We start from the raw sequence: 24124 nt of genomic DNA on the forward strand, positions 1-24124 counted from the left end.
GCAGCTACATCTCCGAGATGCGCAGCGAAGGGTCCTCTGTCACGGCTCGCAGCACGTCCTCGAACGCCACGAGCAGGCCTTCTGCCTGCGTGCGCGAGAACAGCAACGAGTTGTAGACGACGTGCCCGCCGGACTCGTGCAGGTGGAAGGTCACCTCCGACTTCACGATGACCGGCCCGCGCTGCCGAGCCTCGAACGCGGTCGCCGTCACCCCGGGCAGGCGCAACTCTGGGACCGGCGGCACGAGCTGGAACGTGAGTCGCAGCGGAATGCCTTCCACCACCTCGTGGAACGGCACCTCCTGGTGCTCGTGCGCCGCGGCGGTGGTCGTCCGCACGCGCCGGACCACCTCGCGGAAGGCCGGATCGCCGGACAGGTCGGTCCGCAGCGCCACGACCTTCGCGAAGAGCCCGATCACCTGCTCGAGCTCCGGCCGCACCCGGTTCGCCATCGGCGTGCCGACCACGACGTCGACCGCGCCGGTGGTCCGTGACAGCAGGACCTTGAACGCCGCCAGCAGCACCTCGTACGTCGTCGCCTCCTCCTGACCCGCCAGTACCGCGACCGCGGACAGCAACGCGGGGGAGGGGGACCACGGCAGCAACTCGCCTGGACCGAGCGGGTTGACGTCCCGGTCGGCCAGTGCGGGCAGCTCGATCGGGCTGATCCCGTCCAGGTGCTGCTGCCAGTACTTCGCGTGCTCGGGAGACAGCGTCTCCTGCTCCCACAACGTGAAGTCGGCGTATTGCACGGTGGGCGCGGCCGCGGTGCCGTTGAGCTCCTCGATCAGCAGGGCCTGCGACCACCCGTCGCTGACCAGGTGATGCATCGTCAGCAGCAACACGTGGTCCTCAGGGGCCAGCCGCAGCACGCGAGCTCGCAGCAACATCCCGCTCGCCAGGTCGAACGGCACGGTCATCTCGTCACCGGCGATGAAGGCCGCCTCGGCCGGCGAAGGCGCGTCGACCACCTTGAGCGGCACCGGCGTGGCGGGCCGGACCTCCTGCACCACCTCGCCGTCTCGTTCGACGAACGCCGTGCGCAACGCCTCGTGCCGCCGCACCACGCGGTCGAGCGCGGCCTGCAACCCGTCGAGATCGAGCGGCCCGTGCAGGCGCAGCGCCAGCGGCACGGTCCAGAACCCCGCGGCAAGCACCGAGCCGAACCACCGGTTGCCCTGGTTCTGCGCGATCGACAACGGAACCGGGCCGTGCGCGCGCGGGGTCACGGGCTTGGTCCACGACCGTTCACCAGCGGACAGCACGCGTGCCAGACGTTCCGGCGTGCGGTGGTGGAACAACGCGGGCAACGGCAGCTCGACGCCGAGTTCGGCGCGGACGCGGGTGATGACGCGGGTGGCGACCAGGGAATGGCCGCCCAGCGCGAAGAAGTCGTCGGTGGCGCCGACGTCCTCGATCCCGAGCACGTCGGCGAACACCTGGCACAGTGCCGCTTCCTCGGACGTGCGCGGCCGGACGTGCGACGAGCGCGGTGACGGCGCGGGCAGGGCACGGCGGTCGATCTTGCCGTTCGCTAGCACCGGGAACGACGTCAGCGGCACGAACACCGACGGCACGAACTGCACCGGCAACAAAGAGGCGCAGTACGAGGTCAGGTCCTCGGCGCTGCCGGAGACATAGGCGATGAGTTGTTTGTCCCTCACCACGACGACGGCCCGCGACACCGAGGGATGGGCGTTGAGCACCGCCTCGACCTCGCCCGGTTCGATCCGGACGCCGCGGATCTTCACCTGGTCGTCGACGCGGCCGTGGAACAGCAGTTGGCCGTCGTCGGTCCACGACGCCAGGTCGCCGGTCAGGTACATCAACTCGCCGGGCTCGTGCGGGTTCGCCACGAACTGCTTCGCGGTGAGCGCGGGGCGGCCGTGGTAGCCGGTGGAGAGTCCGGCGCCCGACACGCACACCTGGCCGGCGACACCGATGGCGACCGGCAGCAGGTCGGCGTCCAGCAGGTGCACGCGGGTGTTGTCGATGGGACGGCCGATCGGGGCGACCGCGGGCCACGCCAGCACGTCGGCGGGCAGTGAGTAGGACGTGATCACGTGCGACTCGGCCGGGCCGTAGTGGTTGTGCACGCGCAGCCACGGCCGGGCGGCGCAGAAGTTGCGCAGCCGCAGGTCGAGCGTCAGCGGTTCACCGGCCTGCGAGAGGTGCCGCATCGAGGTGAACGAGGGCAGCTCGTCGAGCACCGCCCGCAACACGGAGTCCGGCGCGTAGAGCCGGGTGATCTGCTCGGCGTCGAGCCAGGCGGCGAACGCGGCGGGGTCGCGGCGGACCTCGTCGTCCGGGATCACCAGGGTGCCGCCGAACAGCAGCGCGGAGAAGATCTCCTGCACCGACACGTCGAAGGTGGCGGTGGTGAACTGCGCGGTGCGGCTGTCCGGTTCACGCGGAAGCGCCTTCTCCTGCCACCGCAGCAGGTTCACCACGCAGCGGCCGGGCATCAGCACGCCCTTGGGACGCCCGGTCGAGCCGGACGTGTAGATCAGGTAGGCGGGAGCGGCCGGATCCACCCGCGACACGGCCGAATCCGGGCACGAGTCCGCTGTGGACGGACACAGTGGCTGGTGGAACAGGACCCGGTTCCGGCTCACGACCACGGCCAGCCCGGCGTCGTCGACCACGAACTGGATGCGGTCCAGCGGGTGCTCGGGGTCGATCGGCACGTAGGCCGCACCGGCCTTGAGCACGCCCAGGAGGGCGACGATCATCTCGACGCCCCGGTCCAGGCACAGGCCGACGAGGTCGCCGGTGCCGATGTCCCGTGACCGCAACAGATGCGCGAACCGGTTCGACCGGCGGTCCAGTTCGCGATAGGTCACCGCCGCGGAACCGTGCTCGACCGCGATCGCGTCGGGTGTGGTCAGCACCTGCTCGGCGAACAGGTCGGGGAGGCTCACGTCCGGCAGGTACTCGGCGGTCGAGTTCCACCGCGCCAGCTGTACCGCCTCGTCCTGGTTGATCATCGAGATCCGGGAGAGCCGCTGGTCCGAGGACGCGTGCAGCACCCGTTCGAGATGGGTGAGGAACCGGGCGATCCGCGGCCGGTCGAACAACGCCCGGTTGTAGAGCACCCGCCCGTTCTGGATCTCGATGTCGAAGCTGGTGAACGCGATGTCCGGGTCGTAGAGGTCGCGCCGCGGCCGCAGGTCGACCTGCACCTGCACCAGCGGATGGCGGGAAAGGTCCCGTTCCGGCGCCAGCAGGTCGACGACCTGGTCGAACGGCACGAGCTGCGAAGCGGCGGTCACGAGCGACTCGGCCGTCAGCCCGCACAGCTCGCCGAACGCCGGGTCGCCGGACAGATCTCCGCGCAGCACCACCAGTTCGTCGTCGACCACCACACCGATCGGCACGTCGGCCGACCGCGTGTACCGGCCGAGCACGACCTGCAGGGCCGCGAGCAGCGCGTCGGAATCGGCCGAGGTGCTCCACGGCACGACGCCGGCTTCCGGGCGGTGCAACGGTGGCCGCGGCCGATCGGTCGGCAGCTCCAGCACCGGAAGATCCCGCAGCTCCGCGAGCCAGTGGTCGGGCGAACCGCAAGGGGCGGCAGGGGGAGCGCCGCCGAGCACGGTCTCCAGCACCCGGATGTCGCCGAGAATCCCGTGCATCGTCAGCACGAGCAACGACGAGTTGAGCTCCAGAGCCCGCACCAGCGGCCCGGTGCGCAGGTCGAACGGTTGCGTGATCTCCGCGCGCACCGCGGCCCGCACATCGGAGACCTGTGCAGACCGCACGGCGACGGGCGGCCCGCCGGGGACAGGCCGCCCGTCGTCGTCGAACCGGACCAGGAGGGTGTCCGGCACGGTGATGGCAGCGGGGGTGGTGATCAGCGTGACGTGATGGCCGGGGTTGCCGGGGTCGAGCTGATCGAGGAACCACATGCGGCGCCGGGTGTAGTCGATCACGGTTCCTCCCGCTGCGAGTCACTCTCGAAGCTAGCGGGCAGAAACTGGTGGGAACCCTCGAATTCCCTGGTCTAGCCCAACACGCGACCGAGCCGCGTCCCGGATGGCACGCTGATCGCATGCCCGGTGCAGACCGCCCGATCCGCTGTCTCAGGCGGTCGACCGGCGCACGACGTGATCGGCCCGCGGCAGGTGCATCGTGAGGTGCGCACGATCACCCCGCAGGACGACCCACGAGCGTTCGATCGGCACACCGCGAAAGTCGTGGGCCATCCACGAGATCGACAGGACCGGTGTGGCGGGACGGACGTCGAGCAGGCCGGCGAGGCGCGGCGTGGCGAGAGCGGTGGTGCACCACGGGTGCAGCTCGCCGAACCGGATCTTGTACCTGTCGGCGAGGAACCTGCGCAGCGGAGTGTCGCGGTTGTAGAGCTCGGCGAAGCCGGGGAACTGGGAGGCGCGCAGGTACGTCGATCGCACGCCGATCGGCTCGTCCCCTCGGACGAGGACGGACTCGACGTTGATCACGTCCTGCGCGCCGATGGACCGCACCACCACGGATTCGCGGGTGGCGAGGTCCTGTACGAGCGAGTCCAGGCTCAGCCGGTGGACCTGCTGGCGGGGCGCGACGGCTGTGCCCTGCCGGCCCGCTCTGCGGATGAGCTTGCCCTCGAGCACGAGCTCGTCCAGCGCCTTGCGGATCGTGGTGCGCGACATGCCGAACAGGCCGGACAGCTCGCGTTCCGGCGGGAACGGCGTGTTGTCCGGCAGCTCGCCGAGCAGCTCGAGCAGCTTGGTCTTGGCCTGGTAGTAACGCGGGATCGCGGGCACACCCGGACGCTATTTCCGGTCGATAACCAGCGACTCATCGGCGTCGGGAGCCGACCCGATCTCCCTGTATATCCGGAAGGCTTCTTGCCTGTTTCCCTGCAGATAGGCGATCGCGGCGTCCTTCCACCGCGAAGGTGACACCGCGGCCATCGCCTCCGGTCCGTGCCCGGTGGCCGCGAGCACGATCGGCAGGCCGACCCCGATCGGGCCGGTGATGGGCTGTCCCGCCAGCAGCGGGAGCAGTTCGCCGACGACCGCGCCGGCCGGTTCGCCGTCCAGCAACGCGATGCGCGCCGCCAGCACGAGCGGGTGCTGGAGCTCGCCGGGATGGCCTTTCTCCCTGGCCAGCTCGAGCGCTTTCGCCGCGTCGGCACGCGCACCGGTGACATCGCCGGTGAGCAACAGGATGCGGGCGCGAATGGAGTGGAAGTAGGGCTGGCAGGGAGTCTTCGCGATCGACTCGCCGAGGTTCGCCAGCGCCTGTTCGTAGTCGCCCGCCCAGAACAGTTCGACATAGCGCGAGGAATCGAGCCAGGCGATCGTGTAGCTGTCGCCGTGCCGCGACGCGGCCACGCGTGCCTCGGCCCGCGCGGCCAGTCGTGCCGGGCCGTTGCCGAGCAGCGCGTGGATCGAGCCGAGGTTGAACAGGCACAGCGCGGTGGACATGCCGGCGGCGCGCAGTTCGGCGATGGCCTGGAGCATGTCGTCGACCCCGGCGGCGTCACCCATCTTGGCCCTGGTCATGCCCAGCGTCTCCAGCGCGACCGCCCGATCCTCCCCGACAGCACCGCGCAGCGCGGCCCGTGCTGTCGTGATCGCGTCCTCCAGCCGGCCGGCGAGGGTCAGCGCGCGAGCGGTGTGCGCCTGGATTCGGCAGACCCGCTCGTCCGGCTCGGTGCGCGCCAGGAACTCCAGCGTGCGGTCCAGATGCCGCACGGCCTCCCGGTGATCTCCCTTGTGCCGCAACGATCGCCACAGCGCCTGCGAGGCCTCCGCCGCGCCCGCGAAGTCGCCGCGGGCCACGAACAGGTCCACCGCCTCGCTGAGCTCCTCCGCGCCGGTGCCGTGCCATGCGAGGCTCGCCCCGAGCAACGTCAGCAGCGGGGCGCGGTCCTCGTGGCCGGGCGGGCACACCTCCAACGCCGCGCGGTACGAGCGCACCGCGGTGTCGCGGGCGGCCAGCGCGGTCGCCTTGCGGCCTGCCTCCGTCAACGCCTCGCGGGCCTCGCGACCGAGCACGTCGCACGGCTTGCCGGCGGCCTCGGCCAGCCAGACCGCCTCCTGAAAGTGGTACGCCAGCAGCGGAACGTGCTCCAGCGGCAGCGCCCGCACCCACTCCGCCGCGTGGTAGTGCTTCATCGCCTTGGTCGCGCGCGGCACCCGGTCGTACGCGACGTCGCGGACCAGCACGTGGCTGAACGCGTACTCGATCTCGCCGACGACGTTGCTGGTCGTCCTGCGCGTGAGGAAGTCCCGTTGCCGCAACACCTCCAGGCATCGTGCGACCTCGGCGACGTCCCGTTCCGCGACGGCGGCCACCGCACCCGGCCACACCGTCCGGCCCAGCACGGCGGCGTCCTGCAGCACGACCTTCTCCAGCGGTGGCAACGAGTCCAGCCTCGCGCCGATCACCGTCTGCACGGTGTCGGGCAGTTGGTCCGGAGCGCCGTCGCGGAGCATGCGCACGTACTCACCCGCGAACAACGGGTTGCCCGCCGCGCGTTGCAACAACGCCGGCAGGTCCGCGCACACGTCGTGCCGGATCGTCAGCATCTTGAGCAACAGCGTGGTGTCCTCATCGGACAGCGGTCCGAGCGTGATCGCGGCACCGGGGCGTCGCTCCAGCAGTTCCGGCCGCCCGGTCACGATCACCAGCAACGGCACGTCCTCGGCGGTGGCGGCGAACCCGAGCAGGTAGTCCAGCAGCAGGTCGTCGGCCCAGTGCAGGTCCTCCGCGACGACCACGAGCGGTTCCGCCGCGATGTGCTCGACGAGCCGGCGCCACGCCATCAGCACGTCCCCGCCCCGAGGACCGGCGCCGACCAGCGCGCACAGCTGCGTGACCAGCCACGGGTCGTCGCTGATGGCCTGGATCTTCGCGGTGACGACCTCGGGTGGGTCGGAGCCGAACACCCCGGCGTGGCCGCGCACGATCTCCGCCAGCGGCGCGAAGGCGTCGTTGCGGGCGAACGGCGGCGTGCGGCCGGTCAGCACCCGGCGGCCCGCGCCGAACTCGCGCAGGAGCCGGGACTTGCCCGCACCCGGCTCGCCGACGAGCGTGACCACCCGCGGCCGCCTCGACCGCACGACCTCGTCGAACGCCTCGCACAGCCGCGCCATCTCGCGCGACCGGCCGACGAGCGGGGTGTCGTCGCCCGCCGGCGTGAGCGTGCGATCGGTCGTCGGGCACGTCCTCACCTCGCCCTCGGCGGCCTGCGCGACCAGCCGCAGACCCGCGTCGAGCACCGTGCCGCCGACCTCCAGCCGGTCACCGGACGTCACGCGGGCCGGACCGGTGCACACGGCGGCTGCCGCAGGACGTTCGCCCACGATCTCGAACGCCGCCCGAACCGCCCGTGCCGCGTCGTCCTCGCGGCTGATCGGGGCGCCGAACGCCGCGCAGACCGTCGAACCGAGCGTCGCGACGAGCACGCCGCCGAGGTCCTCGATCTGCCGGCACACCACCGGAACCGCGGCGTCGAGCCGTTCGTCGGCGGCCTCGTCCGTGCCGGGCAGCGCCAGCCGGACCACCAGAACGCTGACCTTCTTGCGTTCCAGCACCGTCGGTGCGTGGGCGGTGGTCATCGCCAGGGCCGGGTCCTGGGTGAGGATCGCCTGTTCCAGCGCCACCAGGTCGCGTCCGGGATCGATGCCGAGCTCCGCGTCGAACCGGTCGCGGGCCGCGCGGAAGACCGCGAGCGCGTCGGCCTGCCGTCCCGAGCGGTACAGGGCGAGCATCAGCTGGCCCTGCACTCGTTCGCGCAACGGGTGGTCGTGCACCAGCGCTTCCAGTTCGGCGGTGATCTCGCGGTGCCGCCCGCACGCCAGCTCGGCGTCGAACCGGTCCTCCACGGCCACGTCGTGCAGGCGCGAGATCTCCACCAGCGCCGGCCACGCGACGCCGTCCGCCACCAGATCCGCGAGCGCCGGGCCGCGCCACAACGAGAGTGCCTCCCGCAGCGCCACGGCGGCCTGCTCGGGGCCCGGCGCGGTGGCGGCACGGGCGATTCCCGCGCGGAACCGGTGCAGATCGACGCGATCCGGTTCCACGCGGAGCAGGTAGCCGGGTTTGCGGGTGACCAGGTCGATGCCGCTCTTGCGCAGCGCGGACACGACGTTGAGCAGGATCCCGCGCGCCGTCGGTGGAGGGCCGTCCGCCCACAACGCCTCGGTCAGCTCGCTGATCGACACCACCCGGCCCGCGTTGAGCAGCAGGAAACCCAGGGCCGCCCGGCGGGTGAACCCACCGAGGAGCAGCTCTCTGCCGTCCACGCGGACCTGCAGCGGGCCGAGGACGTCGAACTCGACAGACATCGGCGCGGACCATAGCGCTGATTTCTGTGAGCCCGCTGTGTCCGCCGGGTCAGTCCACCAGACGGATGCCCGGATGGCGCGGTCGGTCGAACAGCGTGGTGCTCCGGTGCTTCAGGTGCAGATCGAAGAACGCGGCCACGTAGTCGTGCTGCGCCCGCAACGCGTCCCGCGGCTCGATCGTGCCGATCAGACCGGCCCGGCGCTCCGGCGAGATCGCGGCGATCTGCGGCACCGCCCACTGCAGGTCGCTGCTGAACCCGAGGTGCGCGCCGTTGTCGAGGTGCACGTCCCGCTTCCAGCCGCGCTGGTTCGGCCAGAAGTCGGCCCACGTCCTGGTGAGGCTCGTGTCGACGTGCGACAGCTCGCGCTCGTCCGTGTCACCACCGAACAGCAGGAACGGCCGGTCGAGGCCCCGCGTCACGACCTCGCCCGGTGCGTAGGTCCCGCCGTCGCCGGTGTGTTCCATTCCGCCGTCGATGTTGATGCCCGCGTCGAACCGCCGGTCGTGCACCATCGTCTCGCCCGCCGTGTAGCCACCGGACGAGTGCCCGGCGATGCCCACGCGGTTCTTGTCGATCCACCTGTGCAGGCCCGGCAGCCTGTCGAGCACGAACCGCATGTCGGCGACCCGTGCGTCGATGACCTTCTTCATCGTTTCCGGACTGCCGTCGATCCCGCCGTGCACGAGGCGGTTGCCGGGGAACTCCACGAGCAGCGACTCGTAGGTGTGGCTCACGGTCACCACGACGTAGCCGCGGCTCGCCAGGTCGTCCGCGGTCGACGTGTAGAACTCGCGCGGTGCCTGGAGTGCAGGCGAGAACAGCACGACCGGCCACTTGCCCGGCACCGCCGGAGCGTCCACACGGGCCTGTCGGAGCGTTCCGGCCCAGTCGACCGTCCCGGTGGGAACGTCGAGGAACGCCGGGCTCGAGATGATCGGGTCGGCGGCCGCCGCAAAACCGGGAGCGAGCCACGGCGCCCGCGCTCCCGAGCGCTGGGCCGGGTAGCTGACGGTCACCATCAATTCCCGGTTCTTTGACGGTTGGAACGGGTCAGGTCGCGTGGAATCGACCAGGTGAGCGTCGAACGTGCCGACCGGGAAAGGCCCGGTGAGCTGCGGTGACACCAGAGTTGACGCGGCCAGGACAGCCGCCATGAGCAGTTGCACAGTTGATCTACCCCCTCCGCGGGGCAGCCTGCCAGCAGCCCACTGAGAGGGTGCTGAGAGCTTGTGGCCGGGGTGATCAAGTGCCATGTTGGGCCCAGAAGTAAAACGCTGACGTACCAGCTGGTCCTCTGGGTGGGGAGATCACGGATGCGACGGACGACGATGTTCGGGCTGCTGGCGGTGTGCGGGTTGCTCGCGGGCTGTTTGGGGCAGACGCAGGAGGGTGATCAGAAGCAGAACGCCGACGCCAAGGAGATCACCCTGACGATCGTCGCCAACGCGGCGGCCGGCGGGAAGAACGCGCGCGGGGCGAACTGGATCCAGAACTGGGTGATCCCGAAGTTCACCGAGCTGCAGAAGGCCAAGGGCGTCACCGCGACGATCAACTTCGAGCAGAACGGCACCGGCGACGAGGCCTTCAAGACCAAGGTCGCGCTCGACCTCAAGACCGGCGGTGGCGGCGACATCCTCGAGCTCGACGGCATCTGGCTCGGCGAGTTCGCGCAGGCAGGGCAGATCAAGCCGCTGGACGAGGTGGTCGGCAACACCGACTGGGACGGCTGGGACCAGATCCCCAAGGCCGTGCAGGGGCTCGGCGAGTTCGACGGCAAGCGGTACGGCGTCCCGATGGGGACGGACGGGCGCGTGCTGTTCTTCAACAAGAAGCTCTTCGCGCAGGCCGGGCTGCCCGCCGACTGGCAGCCTCGCAGCTGGCAGGACCTGCTGGACGCGGGCGCGAAGTTGAAGGCGTTGCCGGGCGTGACGCCGATCCAGCTCAACGCGGGCTCCGCGATGGGCGAGGCCACCACCATGCAGGGTGTGCTGCCCGCGCTCGTCGGCACCGGCAAGCCGATCTACGAGAACGGGAAGTGGCAAGGGGATTCGGCTCAGGTCAAGGACGTTCTCGGGCTGTACCAGAAGGTCTACGGCGGCGGGCTCGGCGATCCCGTGCTGCAGCAGGAGGCCAAGGGCCGCGACCGGTCGTTCCAGCTGTTCAGCGAGAACAAGATCGGCATCCTGCTGGAGAGCGACTACTTCTGGCGTTCCGTGGTGGAACCGAAGAACGGCGTGACGAAGATGGCCGACCGCGACACCGCCGTCGGCTGGGCGCTGGTGCCGGCTCGTCAAGCAGGCGCGGGCGTGGGCGGCCAGGACTTCGTGAGCATGTCCGGCGGTGGTGTGCGGGTGATCAACCCGAACACCAAGTACCCCAGGCAGGCGTGGGAGTTCATGCAGTTCCTCAACTCCGCCGAGGCCGTGAAGGAGTCGCTCGCGGGCACCGCGCAGCTGACCCAGCGCCAGGACGTCAACGACGAGGTGCTCGAGGGCGACCCGATGCTGACGTTCATCGCGGAGAAGGTCCTGCCGATCACCCGGTACCGGCCGGGGCTCGCGGACTACCCGAAGGTGTCGGCGGCGCTGCAGCAGGCGACCGCGGACGTCGTGTCGGGCAAGAGCCCGGACGAGGTCGCTCGCACGTATCGCGAGGCGCTGGTGAAGGCCGTGGGCGAGGGCAACGTTGGCTAACGGCGTCTGCAAGTACCACCAACTCGCTGTTGGCGGTACTTGTACACACTCGAACAGCAGGCGGGGGCGGGATGGATAGTGCGGGGCTGGGCGTCCGGCGCGCCATCGGGTTCGTCGCGCCGGCGCTGGTGCTGATCGGGGCGTTCCTGGTCTTCCCCGCGCTGTGGACGCTCTACATCGGCATCACGAACTACCAGCTGACCGGACCCGCGGCGGCCAACCCGCGGGTCGTCGGGCTGGACAACTTGATGAACGCGGTGCGCGACCCGTTGTTCACGAACTCGTTGTGGCTGACGGCGATGTTCGTGCTGTTCTCGGCGGTGATCGGGCAGAACGTCCTCGGGTTCGCGCTGGCGTGGCTGCTGCGCACCGTACGGCCGTGGCTGCGCCGGACCGCCGAGGGACTCGTGCTGCTGTCGTGGATCCTGCCCGGCACGGTCGTGGCGTATCTCTGGTACGCCGTGCTGAGCCGCGACACCGGCACACTCGGCATGCTGCTCGGGCAACCGGAGACGGCGTGGCTGGTGCAGTACCCGATGATCAGCCTGATCATCTTCAACATCTGGCGCGGCACGGCGTTCTCGATGCTGCTCTACACCTCGGCGCTGGCCGCGGTGCCGCCGTCGCAGCTCGAAACGGCGCGGCTGGTCGGCGCGTCGGGGTGGCAGACCGTGCGAGACGTGGTGTTCCCGCACATTCGCGGGCACGTGCTGACGAACACGCTGCTGATCAGCCTGTGGACGGCGAACGACTTCACGCCGTTCCTGCTGACGGCGGGCGGACCGAACCACCAGTCCGAGGTGCTGCCGGTGCTGATCTACCGGCAGGCGCTCGAGAGCGGGCAGCTCGGCTACGCGTCCGCGATCTCGCTGTTGCTGCTGCTGGGCAACCTGGCGATCGCGCTGGTGTACCTGCGGCTGCTGAGGAGGCGCGCATGAGTCCTCTGTGGATGATCCGCCGGATCGGCTTCTACGTGCTGGTGGCCGTGGTGCTCGCGTTCTTCGCGGTACCGATGCTGTGGCTCGCCAGTGCGCCGTTCGACAGCAAACCCGGACTCGGGCTGCGGTGGCCGGACTGGACGCTCGGGAACGTCTCGGCGACCTTCGGCCACCCGTACGCGCTGTCGTCGCTGGTGAACTCGATCATCATCACGGTGATCGCGACCGTGGTCACGACGGCGCTGGCGGCGCTGGCCGCGTACGCGTTGTCCAGGGTGCGGATTCCCGGCCGCGACGTGCTGCTGTACCTGCTGCTGTTGCTGTCGAGCGTGGTGACGGGCACGGCGGCGATGGTGCCGATCTTCGTGATGATGCTGCAGCTCGGCCTGATCAACTCGCACTTCGGCACGGCACTGGTGATCGCGGGCGGCATGCTGCCCGCCGCCATTTTCATCCTGAAGGACTTCGTGGACGCCGTGCCGCGTTCCTACGAGGAGTCGGCGCGGGTGTTCGGCGCCTCGCCGCGCCAGGTCCTCGGCCACGTCGTGCTGCCGATCGCGCGGCCCGGCGTGGCGACGATCTTCGTGTGGGCGTTCGTCAACGCCTGGGGCAACTTCTTGCTGCCGTTCCTGCTGCTGCGCGACATCGGCAGGCAGCCGGCGTCGGTGCTGCTGCTCACCCTGTTCGACGAGGGCGGCAGCGCCAACCTGACCGTGATCCCGGTGTTCTCCTTGCTGTACTCGATCCCGGTGGTCGTGCTGTACCTGTTCGTGAGCAAGCGGTACGGGTTCCGATTCCACGGAGGCATCAAGAGCTGATGGCGGGCATCTCGATCGAAAGTCTCTCCACCGTGTACCCCAACGGGGTGCGGGCGGTGGACGCGCTGGACCTGGAGATCTTCGACGGCGAACTGTTCGCCCTGCTGGGCCCTTCGGGCTGCGGCAAGACCACGTTGCTGCGCACCATTGCGGGCCTGGAAGGTGCCTCCGAGGGAGCCGTGTCGATCGGCCCGCGGGACGTCACCCGGCTGCAGCCCGGTGATCGCAAGGTCGCGATGGTGTTCCAGGACTACGCGTTGTTCCCGCACATGACCGTGGCGGAGAACATCGCCTACCCACTGCGGGTGCGCGGCGTCGCGAAGGCGGTGCAGCAGGAGACCGCGGTGCGGACGGCCGGCGGCCTGAGCCTGGGAGCGTTGCTGGACAGGCGACCCGGCCAGCTCTCGGGCGGCCAGCAGCAACGCGTGGCGCTGGCCCGCGCCGTCGCGGCGTCGGCCGAGGTGCTGCTGCTGGACGAGCCACTGTCCAATCTGGACGCACGACTGCGACTGGAAGCACGCACGTTCCTGAAGAAGCTGCAGCGCGAACTGGAACTGACGACCGTGTTCGTGACGCACGACCAGGCCGAGGCGCTGGCGCTGGCCGACCGGATCGCGGTGATGGACGCCGGCCGGATCAGGCAGCTCGGCACACCGCGCGAAGTGTTCCAGCGCCCCTCGGACACGTTCGTCGCGAACTTCATCGGCTCGACGCCCATGAACCTGGTGCCGCGCGGTTCCGAGATCGTCGGTGTGCGACCGGAATACCTGTCTCCTTCGGACGAGGGCCTGTTCACCGGCTCGGTGTCCATTGTGGAGAACCTCGGCGTCACGTCGCTGGTGACGCTGGACTGCGGCGAGGACCAGATCGGCTACATCGTGCCGGAGGACGACGAGCCTTCCGTCGGTGCGGTGGTGACGGTGGATGCTCCGCCCGCCCGCGTGCTGCGCTATGACAAGGAGACCGGCCTACTCGTGAGGTGACCCGATGTTCCAGACCGACGGTTACGAGACGCACTCCAGCGTGCTCGCCCCGGCGAAGTTCGAGGCGCTGGCTGCACACTTCGAGGCCAAGCTCGCGGCCCTGCCGGAAGGCCAGCGCCCCGAGCACATGGACGTGCCGCACCTGACCGATCCGGCGCTGTTCTCGTGGCTGCTGGATCCGGACGTGTTGGACCTCGTCGAGTCGCTGATCGGCCCGGACATCGCCCTGTTCTCCTCGCACTTCATCTGCAAGCCCGCGGGCGACGGCAAACCCGTGCCGTGGCACCAGGACGCGCACTTCTGGCGCGACAGCATCTCGCCCGCCGGCGACGCCATCACCGTGTGGCTGGCCATCGACCCGTCGACCGTCGAGAACGGCTGCCTGCGCGTGATCCCGGGCAGCCACCGTGCCGCGGTCTCTCATCACGGCAACGCCGACTCGTTCTTCAACCAGGAAACGTCGGTCGACGAATCCCGCGCCGTCGACGTGGAGCTGGAGCGCGGCGGGTGCAGCATCCACTCGGCCATGCTGGTGCACGGCAGCCCGCCGAACCGCAGCACGTTGCGGCGCTGCGGTTACACGATGCGGTACATGCCGACGACGGTCCGGTTCCTGAAGGCGGACTCGCACAAGATCTATCTGGCGCGTGGGGCCGACCACGCGGGAAATACCTACGCGCCGGTGCCCTGACCGCTCACCTGAAGTTGGTCGAACCGAGGAACCAATCCTCCATCTGGGCCATCGTCAGCGTCCCACCCACGCTGGCTGCCATGATGTTCAGCCGATCGTAGGTCCAGGCGACCGCAGCTCCCTCGGTCGCGCTGGGGTAACAGGCGTACCGACCCGCATCGGGGCCAGTGGTGGAGGTCCGGTAACCGCTGACTTTCCCAAGCGATGTGCAGTCGCTGCCCTTCGGCAGAGCCGTCCAGTTGTCGAACGCCGCGTTCATAGCAGCCGGCGTGGAGTACTCGTAGACGAAGACGGCGGTCGGTGAGCCGTGCGGTGTGCATCGGACGGCGGCGACGACTCCGGTGTTGATCCGATCCGGCGCCGTGAACGCGGTGCATCCGGTGGCGAGCGCGCTCGGGATGTGCGCGATCAGCAAGTCAGTGGGGGAAGGCGACGGAGTTGTTGTTGTTGTTGTTGTTGTTGTTGGGCTGGAGGGGCTGGACGTCGGCGGCTCACACTTCTTTTGCTGCTGCGCGGCGGTCGCGTTCGGGTCACAAGAGTCCTTGCTCAGGGAATACCAGGTCGTTCCGCCGAGCGCTGCTGCCACGAGGACCGCGACAGCGACGATCCTCTTGGCTTTCGTCCGGTCTTCCGGCACCGCGCTGACCTGTTTGCTGATCTGGGTCAACGCGAACTGAGCCGCGCCGTCCGCGACCGCGGTCGTGGGATCACCGTGGTCGAGCGGAACCTTGGCGGTGCGTGCGCTGACCAGTGATCCGAGCAACGGGAAGCGTGCGCCTCCACCGGCCAGGAAGACACCGGCGAACGGCGGACCAGGAGGTGCGTCGGCGAGTGCTGCCTCCACCAGGTCGACGGCATCGGTGAGTCCCTGGTCGCGGCCTGGGCCGCCGCGCACGAGGTCCTCCAGGGTCGCCTTCGTGACCTGCACGGGTGTGCCGTCGGGCAGGTCGGGCGGGGACTTGGGCAGGTGCGCGGACACGACGGTCTGCCGCGACAGCTGTTCCTTCACGGCACGGGCGTGGCCGCGGATGTCGTTGGCCAGCTCGTTCTGGTCGGGGTCCGTCGATTCGGCGAGTCGCGTGTAGAGGCCGGGCGATCCGGCCTCAGCGGTCATCCAGTTGGCGAGTCGCAGGTCGAAGTCCTCGCCGCCGAGGTCTTCGATCCCGGTGGGCCGGCCGACCACGGTCAGTCGCGGTCCGTCACGGTCGACCACGCTCACGTCGACGGTGCCGCCGCCGAGGTCGAGCACCACGATCCTGGCCTGCGCCGGTACCGAATCCAGATCGAGCACGCGCTGCGCGGCCGCTACGGGCTCGGCCACCGGGAGCGGGTCGGGCCAGCCGCTCAGCTGCGCGGTGGCCGAGCGGGCCGCCGCGACGAGCCGCCCGACTCGTTCCGCCAGCCAGGTGGCCGGGTGCGTCACCACGAAGACGGCGGGAGCGGTGTCTCCGTGCTGCCGCGTGGCCTCTTCGACGATGGGCCGCAGGAGGGCGGTGATCGCGTCGGTGACCCGGACGTCTTTACCACCCAGGAACAGCATCTCGTCGCGGACCCAGTACTTGGGGCACGGTTCGAACCAGCCGCGTTGTCCTCGGGCGAACCGGACGGCAGCGTCGCCGACCGTCCACGACCCGTCCCGGTTCAGCAGGACGGCCGACGGCATCACCGGCCTGCCGTTGATCGTCAACGTGCGCATCGAGGTGGCGTCGGCGACCGAAGCGACGGTGTTGGTGGTGCCGAAATCGACAGCGAGCACCCAGGGTGTGGTCATGGTCGTACCCCTTCTGCGATGCGGTCGGCTCGTGCGGCTAGACCGGTGAGCTGCGCGATGGTGGATTCCAGGCGCAGCTGCGTCTCCACGCGGTGCCGTTCGGTCGCCGCGTGTTCGTCGGTCCGCTCGTGTTCGAGCCGGACGAGTTCGTCACGCCGGGCGCGCAGCAGGTGCGGGACCACCGCGTCGAGGTGGGCTTCGACCGAACGGATGCGGCGGTGGATCTCCGCGTCGAAGCCCTCGACAGCGTCGTCGAGGGCCGTGTCCACCCAGGTACGGAGCTGGGTGCGGCGCTGCTGCTCGGTCTCGCCGCGCAGTCGCCACCAGCCCGCGCTCGCCGCGAGCACGATGCCCGCGGCCACCAGACCGGCGCCGGACAGCACGGACAGCACGGCGGGCACCGCGACGGCCAGACCCACGACGGTCTTGAACACCTCGACCGAGTACGTGGACTGCACTCCCTTGTCGCGGCGGGTGAGATCGGGCGCGGCAAGCTCGAGGTCCAGCACGGCGGGCGGCAGGTCGACGCCGAGGTCGCCCAGCACACCGCGCAGCAGCGCACGGGTATCGACCGCCACCGACTCGAACGTTTCGGTGGCGCACGCGGTGAGGTCCGCGACCATCCGCGGCGCGAGCGTGCTGAGCTGCGTGGCCGGGCCCCGTTCCGCCTCTGTCCGGTAGCCGGCGTGGATCTTGCGGGCGGCCACCCGGAACGAGTGCGGCGAGTCGGTGCGCAGGCCGGCGAGGCGGGCGCGGATCAGGTCCGACACCGCCTGGCCGTCCGCCAGTTCCCGGGAGAGTTGCTCGATTCGGGCGCGCAGGTCGCTGCCACCGTCGCGGTCGGCCAGCGTGGACTCCCGTGCCTGCCACGCCAGCACCTGAGCCGCCGCGCTGATCCGGCGGGCCGCGTTGGCGGTGCGCAGCGCCTCTCCGCCTACCGCCGCGTTCGCCTTGATCGTTCGCACGAGCTGGTCGATCCCGGAGATCTCGGTCAGCTTGGCCGCCACCGCTGGGTCCTCGGTCTCTGCGGCCCGGTCGGCCAGCGGAGCGGCTACGGCGAACACCGGTACGTGCGCCAGCGCGGGGTGCTCGGCCAGCCGTTCCCTGGTCTCCTCGACCACGTCGGCGAAGCCGGGGTTCGCGTCGCACTTCGTCACCGCGACCGCCACCGTCGGCACCCGCACCACGGCGGCCGCGAGGAACTCGACCTCGGGAGCCAGCACCGGCTGGGTGGCGTCGCAGACGAACAGCAGCGCATCGGCGTGCCTGAGCGCGGCGAGCGTGATCGCCGAGTGGCCTGCCCGCAACCCACCGACACCGGGTGTGTCGACCAGGACCAGTCCTTCGAGCAACGGTGACGGCACCCGGATCTCCACGCCCAGCACGGCGTCGGTGGTGTGGTTGACGGACACGTACCGCTCGACCTCACGAACGTCGAACCGCACTCGCCGGGGCGTGCCAGGTGCCGCTGGATCGGCGATCAACGCCACCGCGTCGTCCTTGGGGCCCCAGGCGAACTCCACCCAGCAGGCGGTTGTCACGTCCGTGCCCACCGGGCTCAGCAACGGTCGTCCGATCAGCGTGTTGACCAAAGTGGACTTCCCGCGTTTGGTCTCACCCGCTACGAGCACCCGCACCGGCGCGTCGTTCGGCACGCGGTGGTCGTCGATCGCGGAGAGGATGTCGTCCCGGCCGGACGCAGCGGCAAGTCGTCGTACCTCGGTACGAAGTTCGTCCAGCATCACGACACCACTTCCTCTGCCACGTAGGCGACGACCTTGGGATGCACGACGACCCGGCCGTGGTCCGCGTATCCGGGGCGGACCGTTCGTGCGACGGTCGCGACCCGCACCAGGTCACCGGTGGGCTCGACGCCGACGACGTGGTGATCGGTTGTCACCTGCTGCCCGTCCGGTGAGAACGGCAGCGCGCCGCCCGCGGTGAGCGCGTTCTCCAGCTGCCACGCAACACCTTCCGGCACCAGCGGAACGATCTCGGCGACCGCGCGCACCACGGCGTCGTGCCTGCCGGTGTTCTCGGCCTCGACCCGGCGAACCGCCGGGCGGGGTCTCACGAGCAGCCCGAGACCGCAACCGCCCACCGCGACGCCGATTCCGAGCAGCACCGCGGCCGCCGGCGATGGGCGAGGTACCGCCACGGCCACCCACCACCCGTTGCCGGACGCGCTCGCCACCACGTCCGAGGACGTGACGAGTGAGGCTTCGCTCGCTGCTCGCGGATCTTCGGTCACCACAACCTCGCCGCCGGCCGGCGTGAGGTTGCTGCCCGCGGGTGCCACGACCACCGCTCGCGCTCCGAAGGGCAGCACCGCCGCGACGGCGCCCGCGTCGCCGTTGGTACCTGAGGCGGCGGTCAGCGCCTGGTGTGCGATCGCGTTCGCGTTCACGCCCCATGACACCCACCACTCCAACGTGATGAGCATCAGCAACAAGCCCGCTGCGACAACGCCGAACATCACCTTCTGCTTCACGGTGACCTCTTGCCGTCGACCGCCAGCTGCCAGGCCCGCACCATCACCCTTGCGACAGCGTTGCCCCGCACGTCGGTCAACGCGGCCCAGTTCCGCCACGCCGTCGCGTGCCGCATGGCGTCGGCGGATGCCGTGGCCGGCAGCCCAGTCGTGATCGCCATCCAGGCTTGCGCGGCCAGCTCGTCCGGCGGACGCACCGTCCCCGCCGCCAGCCGTCGCGCCATCTCGATGACCCTCACCGGGAACATCTCGGGCCGGTCGAGCAACTCCTGCGCCTGACCGGACAGCCCGACCTCGCCCGCTCGGCCGGCGTGCAGCTGCAGCTGCTCCAGCGCGGCCGCTGCCTTCAGCACGTCCGACCGCGAGTCGAGTGCGTTGTCGAGAGCCGAGGTGAGTCTGATCAGGCCTGAAGCGTTGCGGGCGACCGCGGTCAGGGCGGCCGCGTGCGCGGGTTGACCGCCCTGCAGCTCCTCGATCAAGACGCCAATGCCGTGCAGCCCAAGGAGGTCCAGGAGCGACCTGCGCGCGTCCGCACTGAGTGGACCGGGATGTGCCTGGAACATCTCGCCGTGCATCAGCGCAGCCGTCACGTCGCCGGCATGCCAGGCCCGCGCCAGCTCGGCGAGATCACGAGCGTGCTGTTCGCGCAACGCACCTGTGTTCGCCGTTTGAGCGAGCAGCCCGATCACCGGCACCACCGTCGCGAAGAGGTCCGTGTGCTGCGACGCCATCGTCTGCGCGAGCTCCTTGGCGTTCTTCCAGGCGTGCCGGCGGTCGAGTCCGATCATGTCCGCCTTGGTGAGCACGCCCAGGGCGGTGCCGCTCGAGAGTCTGCTGCCGCCCGATCCGTGTTTGAAGGCGCTCACGGCGGCGCTCTCGTCGTCCTTGAGCGGACCGTTGAGACAGAACAACACCGCGTCCGCGCGTACCGCCGCATCCGACGTGTCAGAGAGCAGTCGCTCGGTGAGTGCCGACTTGTGCGTCTGTGTCGACGCGAGACCCGGCGTGTCGATGAGGATCGACTGCTCGAGCCGGGGCACCGGCAACACCACGTCGACCCGCCGGATTTCCGTTGCGGGCAGCGGAAGCCCGCTGCCCAGGTTCGTGAAGTCCACTGTCTGAGCGGCAGAGCCGTCGCGCGGCCAGGCCACCGCGGACTCCCAGCGTCCGTGCCGGAACAGGTAGACGACCTCGGTGCACTCGCGACCGTTCGTCGGTGAGATCGCGGTGTCCAGCAGCGCGTTGAGCAATGTGGACTTCCCGGACGACACCCGGCCCACGAGCGCGACGCACAGCGGCTGACGCAGTCGCTCGACGACTTGCTTGCTCACGCGCGCGAGCGCGTTGTCGGGCGAGCGCGCCGCTCGCTCGGCCAACTCGATCACCGCATCGCACAGCGGTCCTGTTCGTCGTCCGGACACAGTCACCCTCCGGCACTCATGGCCTTACAGGGTGTGTGTCGTGCGGACCCGCGCGGTTCGTTATGGGAACAGGACGCGGCCATCCTGGTGAATCACCGTGGTCGATACGGGCGATTACGCTGCGTTGATCGGGGTATCGCCCTGGAGCAACTTAGCAATGCTCATCAGTCCACAGTAGACGTGAGCCCGTCGACCGCGAGCTCACGCACCACGGTGTCGTCCACCTCGACGCCAAGGCCCGGCCCGACCGGCACCTGAGCCATGCCGTCCTTCACGATGATCCCCGTGGCGTAGGGCGAGGAGATGAACTGGCGCCCGTTGAGATCGGCCGGCCCCTTGATGCCGTGAGCGGAGAACAGGTGCAGCGACGCGGCCAGCCCGACGTCCGAGTCGGTGAGGCCGGAGCCGAGGAGCCGCACACCGCAGTCCTCTGCGAGCTGGCACAGCCTGCGGCTGAGGGTGAGCCCGCCGGAGCGCTGCACCTTCGCGACGCCGACATCGATGGCGTCCAGCCTGACGAACGTGGCGAGATCGCTGGGGTGCCGGAGGCTCTCGTCCAGCGCGACGGGCAGGGGAGAGGCGCCGCGGAGTCGTCGTTGGCCGGCCACGTCGTTGGCGGGCAGCGGTTGTTCGAACGCGAACACGTCGAACTCCTCCAGCCTGCGTGCCATCCGGATGGCCTCGTCGCAGGTGTAGGCCTGGTTGGCGTCCACCCACAGCGGCGCGCCGGGGGCGGCCTCGCGGACTGCTCTCACCACGCCCAGGTCGGTGTGCTCGTCGTGCAGGCCGATCTTCACCTTGAAGCTCCGGTAGCCGTTGCCGATGCCTTCCTGCACGCAGTCGGCCACTTCGGCGAGCGTTTGGCCGGACACGATCCACGCCAGTTCGATCTGCTCATGTCTGCGCCGGCCCCACAGCACGCCGAGCGGGATGCCCAGGGCGCGGCCCACGAGGTCGTGCAGCGCCACGTCCACGGCGGCCTTGGCCAGTGGCGCGCCGATCGAGAAGCCGCGGTTGATGGTGCGGTCGAAGATGCGGCTGATGCCGTCCAGCTGCCACACGGGTTGACCGACGATGGCGGGGGCCAGGTAGCGGGTGATGGTGGAGAAGATCGATTCAGTCGTCTCGTACGTCCACGCCGGGATGGGGGTCGCCTCGCCCCAGCCGTGCACGCCGCCGGCGCTGACCTTCGTCAGAATACGAATGCTCGGATGACCTGCGACGGCGACGCTGCCGCCCGCTACGCCGAACGACCTGGTGGTGGGCAGCGCGACCGCGTACACATCGATGCGGTCAACGGTGAGGTCCAGCTTCATCGATCCTCCGTCTTGACCGGTCAGTGGACCGGACATAGCGTACGGGAAAGCGCTTTCCGACCTCGGCGTTCGACCTCAGGGAGCTTCGTGAACAAGGTTCCGGCGGACCGCTGGCGCGGCGTCGTGGAGCAGACGTGGCGGCCGGCCGCGCTGCTCGCCGCCTGCCTCGCGATCTGGCACCTCATCACCGTCACCGGCCTGGTCGAGGCCTACCTCGTGCCATCGCCGGGCAAGACCTTCGGCCTGCTCGTGGACAAGTGGTCCTACCTTTGGGGTCACACCTGGGTGACCACGTACGAGACGATCCTGGGGTTCGTCATCGCGGGCGTCTTCGGCGTGCTGGTCGCCGTCGCGATGGTCTACTCGCGGACCATCGAGAGCACGGCCTACCCGCTCCTGCTGTTCGCGCAGGTCATCCCGAAGATCGCCATCGCGCCGCTGTTCGTGGTGTGGCTCGGCTTCGGCTTCGAGCCCAAGGTGATCGTGGCGGTGCTGATGGCGTTCTTCCCGGTGGTGATCTCCACCGTCACCGGCCTCAAGTCGGTCGACACCGAGATGCTCGAGCTCGCGGCCACGATGGGCGGCGGCCCGGTCAAGACGTTCGTGAAGATCCGTTTCCCCGCCGCGCTGCCGCATCTGTTCGCCGGCCTGAAGGTCGCGGTCACGCTCGCTGTCACCGGTGCCGTCGTCGGCGAGTTCGTCGGCTCCAACGAGGGCCTCGGGTACGTGATCCTGCAGGCCAACGGCAACATGGACACCCCGATGCTGTTCGCAGGCCTGATCGTCACCTCGTTCGTCGGCGTTCTGCTCTTCCTCCTGCTCGACCTCGCCGAACAGCTGATGCTGCCGTGGCACGCCAGCCGGCGAGGCGCCGCCGTCACAACCCTTCTCGCGAAAGGCGGATCATGAAGAAAGTGCTCGCAGGCTTACTTCCCGCGATGCTGCTGCTCGCCGCCTGCGGTGGTGGCGACGGTGGCACGGCAGCGCCAGGCGGTGAAGCCAAGGAAGTCACGCTGACGCTGAACTGGTACCCGTACGGCGAGCACGCGCCGTTCTACTACGGGCTCAAGCAGGGCATCTACGAGAAGCACGGCATCAAGCTGAAGATCCAGGCCGGCCAGGGCTCCGGCAAGACCGTGCAGGCGACCGGCGCCGGGCAGACCGACTTCGGCTGGGCCGACACGTCCGCGCTGGCCACGGCCGTCGAGCAGGGCGTGCCGGCGAAGAGCGTCGGGGTGTTCCTGCAGACCACGCCCGCGTCCGTGCAGTTCTTCACCGAGAAGAACATCAAGAAGCCGGCGGACCTCAAGGGCAAGTCGGTCGCGACCACCGCCGGTGACGCGCTGACGAAGACGTTCCCCGCGTTCCTCAAGCAGAACGGGATGCAGGACTCCGACGTCTCCATCCAGAACATCGACCCGGCGGGCAAGATGGCCGCGGTGATCTCGGGGCGGACCGACGTGCTGCTCGGGTTCGCGTCCGACCAGGGGCCGACGATCAAGGAGAAGTCCGGCAAGGACGTGTCGTACCTGCGGTTCTCCGAGTTCGGGCTGAACTACTTCAGCAACGGGCTGCTGACGTCGAAGACGATGCTGCAGAAGGATCCCGAGCTGGTGAAGAAGATGGTCGCGGCCACGCAGGAGGCGTGGAGCTCGGCCGAGAAGGCGCCGGAGGCGGCGGCCGAGTCGATGAAGGGTGCCGCGGAGCAGCTTCCGTCGCCGGGTGTGGTGCTGGAGCAGTTCAAGACGACGCTGACGTTGCTGCACACGGAGGCGACGAAGGGCAAGGCGCCGGGCGTGAACACGCTCGACGACTGGAAGAAGACCATCGAGACCTTCCAGAAGACCGGCATCATCAGCAAGGCGTCCGAGCCTTCGGCGTACTGGGAAGAAAGCGTGGCTCCGAAGGGATGACCGGAACTTTGGCAACGACGTCCGCCGTCGCGATCAACGATGTCTCCGTGCGCTTCCAGTCGAAGCGCACGGAGGTGACCGCGATCCAGCAGGTCTCGATCGACGTCGCACCGGGCGAGTTCGTGTCGATCGTCGGGCCGTCCGGGTGTGGCAAGTCGACGCTGCTGAAGCTGGTGTCCGGGCTGCTGCACCCCAGCGCGGGCTCGGTGACGCTGCTCGGCGAGCAGGTGCGCGGGCCGCGGCACGACATCGGGTTCGTGTTCCAGCGGGCGGCGTTGCTGGAGTGGCGGTCGGCCAGGAAGAACATCCTGCTGCAGGCCGAGATGCGCGGCATGAACCCGGCCGAGGCGGGCAAACGCGCAGATGAGCTCATTGAAATGACCGGACTCTCAGGGTTCGAGAACGCCCTGCCGCATGAGCTGTCCGGTGGCATGCAGCAGCGCGTGGCGTTGTGCCGCGCGCTGCTGCATCAGCCGCGGGTGCTGCTGATGGACGAGCCGTTCGGCGCGCTGGACGCGTTGACCCGCGAGCAGATGAACGTCGAGCTGCACCGGGTGTGGCGGGAGACCGGCACGACGGTGCTGCTCGTGACGCACTCGATCGCGGAGTCGGTGTACCTGGCGAACCGGGTGATCGTGCTGACGCAACGGCCGGCGGTGGTCAAGGAGGTCATCGAGGTCGATCTGCCGGGCACCAGGGACTACTCCGAGACGATGGCGCGGCAGGAGTTCGCGGCGGCGACCGCGCACATTCGGGACCTGCTGGGGGCCGTGACAGGGCACGATTGATCG

Annotated in this window: 17 protein-coding genes; 8 read left to right on the forward strand and 9 right to left on the reverse strand. The window is 69.6% G+C overall.

Features of this window, described 5'->3' with window-relative positions; translation table 11 throughout:
• Positions 1–4: 4 nt before the first annotated feature.
• The 4 genes from ACIA8G_RS08505 to ACIA8G_RS08520 all read right to left on the reverse strand — a co-directional run bounded on the left by ACIA8G_RS08505 (position 5) and on the right by ACIA8G_RS08520 (position 9317).
• On the reverse strand, positions 5–3931 hold the full coding sequence (locus tag ACIA8G_RS08505; protein WP_396417699.1) for an amino acid adenylation domain-containing protein: 3927 nt from the start codon (positions 3929–3931) through the stop codon (positions 5–7).
• Positions 3932–4081: 150 nt separating this feature from the next.
• The gene (locus ACIA8G_RS08510; protein WP_396417700.1) at positions 4082–4762 is read right to left on the reverse strand and encodes a GntR family transcriptional regulator; all 681 of its coding nucleotides are present in this window, start codon (positions 4760–4762) and stop codon (positions 4082–4084) included.
• Between the two features lie 9 nt (positions 4763–4771).
• Positions 4772–8296: a BTAD domain-containing putative transcriptional regulator gene (locus ACIA8G_RS08515; protein ID WP_396417701.1), complete on the reverse strand. Its 3525-nt coding sequence runs from the start codon at positions 8294–8296 to the stop codon at positions 4772–4774.
• A 49-nt stretch (positions 8297–8345) separates the two neighbouring features.
• Positions 8346–9317, reverse strand: coding sequence for an alpha/beta hydrolase family protein (locus ACIA8G_RS08520; protein WP_396417702.1), 972 nt, complete (start codon positions 9315–9317; stop codon positions 8346–8348).
• Between the two features lie 294 nt (positions 9318–9611).
• Between ACIA8G_RS08520 and ACIA8G_RS08525 the strand changes: the two genes are divergently transcribed.
• From ACIA8G_RS08525 to ACIA8G_RS08545, 5 genes are all read left to right on the forward strand, one after another.
• Entirely contained in the window at positions 9612–10991 is a 1380-nt protein-coding gene (locus tag ACIA8G_RS08525) for an extracellular solute-binding protein (protein ID WP_396417703.1), read from the forward strand.
• A gap of 71 nt (positions 10992–11062) precedes the next feature.
• Positions 11063–11929, forward strand: coding sequence for a carbohydrate ABC transporter permease (locus ACIA8G_RS08530; protein ID WP_396417704.1), 867 nt, complete (start codon positions 11063–11065; stop codon positions 11927–11929).
• On the forward strand, positions 11926–12747 hold the full coding sequence (locus ACIA8G_RS08535; RefSeq protein WP_396417705.1) for a carbohydrate ABC transporter permease: 822 nt from the start codon (positions 11926–11928) through the stop codon (positions 12745–12747). The genes ACIA8G_RS08530 and ACIA8G_RS08535 overlap by 4 nt, the downstream gene beginning before the upstream one ends.
• Positions 12748–12779: 32 nt before the next feature.
• A complete protein-coding gene (locus ACIA8G_RS08540; protein ID WP_396417706.1) occupies positions 12780–13730 on the forward strand; it encodes an ABC transporter ATP-binding protein in 951 nt (316 codons plus the stop codon).
• 4 nt (positions 13731–13734) lie between these two features.
• Positions 13735–14421, forward strand: a complete 687-nt coding sequence (locus ACIA8G_RS08545; RefSeq protein WP_396417707.1) for a phytanoyl-CoA dioxygenase family protein — start codon at positions 13735–13737, stop codon at positions 14419–14421.
• Positions 14422–14425: 4 nt separating this feature from the next.
• Here the strand turns inward: ACIA8G_RS08545 and ACIA8G_RS08550 are convergent, their stop codons facing one another.
• From ACIA8G_RS08550 to ACIA8G_RS08570, 5 genes are all read right to left on the reverse strand, one after another.
• Positions 14426–16192 (reverse strand): Hsp70 family protein, encoded by a 1767-nt coding sequence (locus tag ACIA8G_RS08550; protein ID WP_396417708.1) that lies wholly within the window; start codon positions 16190–16192, stop codon positions 14426–14428.
• Positions 16189–17934, reverse strand: coding sequence for a dynamin family protein (locus tag ACIA8G_RS08555; RefSeq protein ID WP_396417709.1), 1746 nt, complete (start codon positions 17932–17934; stop codon positions 16189–16191). The genes ACIA8G_RS08550 and ACIA8G_RS08555 overlap by 4 nt, the downstream gene beginning before the upstream one ends.
• The gene (locus tag ACIA8G_RS08560; protein WP_396417710.1) at positions 17934–18683 is read right to left on the reverse strand and encodes a hypothetical protein; all 750 of its coding nucleotides are present in this window, start codon (positions 18681–18683) and stop codon (positions 17934–17936) included. The genes ACIA8G_RS08555 and ACIA8G_RS08560 overlap by 1 nt, the downstream gene beginning before the upstream one ends.
• Positions 18680–20014, reverse strand: coding sequence for a dynamin family protein (locus ACIA8G_RS08565; protein ID WP_396417711.1), 1335 nt, complete (start codon positions 20012–20014; stop codon positions 18680–18682). The genes ACIA8G_RS08560 and ACIA8G_RS08565 overlap by 4 nt, the downstream gene beginning before the upstream one ends.
• Before the next feature lie 254 nt (positions 20015–20268).
• Positions 20269–21420 carry a mandelate racemase/muconate lactonizing enzyme family protein gene (locus tag ACIA8G_RS08570; RefSeq protein WP_396417712.1) on the reverse strand — a complete coding sequence of 384 codons (1152 nt, stop codon included), beginning with the start codon at positions 21418–21420 and terminating at the stop codon, positions 20269–20271.
• Positions 21421–21507: 87 nt separating this feature from the next.
• Here ACIA8G_RS08570 and ACIA8G_RS08575 point away from each other — a divergent pair, with 87 nt between their 5' ends.
• Genes ACIA8G_RS08575 through ACIA8G_RS08585 form a run of 3 tightly spaced genes read left to right on the forward strand, consistent with a single transcriptional unit; the run spans position 21508 to position 24121 of the window.
• Positions 21508–22329 carry an ABC transporter permease gene (locus tag ACIA8G_RS08575; RefSeq protein ID WP_396417713.1) on the forward strand — a complete coding sequence of 274 codons (822 nt, stop codon included), beginning with the start codon at positions 21508–21510 and terminating at the stop codon, positions 22327–22329.
• The gene (locus ACIA8G_RS08580; RefSeq protein WP_396417714.1) at positions 22326–23333 is read left to right on the forward strand and encodes an ABC transporter substrate-binding protein; all 1008 of its coding nucleotides are present in this window, start codon (positions 22326–22328) and stop codon (positions 23331–23333) included. Before ACIA8G_RS08575 ends, ACIA8G_RS08580 begins: the two co-directional genes overlap by 4 nt.
• Positions 23330–24121: an ABC transporter ATP-binding protein gene (locus ACIA8G_RS08585; protein ID WP_396417715.1), complete on the forward strand. Its 792-nt coding sequence runs from the start codon at positions 23330–23332 to the stop codon at positions 24119–24121. The genes ACIA8G_RS08580 and ACIA8G_RS08585 overlap by 4 nt, the downstream gene beginning before the upstream one ends.
• The last annotated feature ends 3 nt before the right edge of the window (positions 24122–24124 follow it).

The sequence above is a fragment of the Lentzea sp. NPDC051213 genome (genome assembly GCF_044455585.1).
Lineage (GTDB): Bacteria > Actinomycetota > Actinomycetes > Mycobacteriales > Pseudonocardiaceae > Lentzea.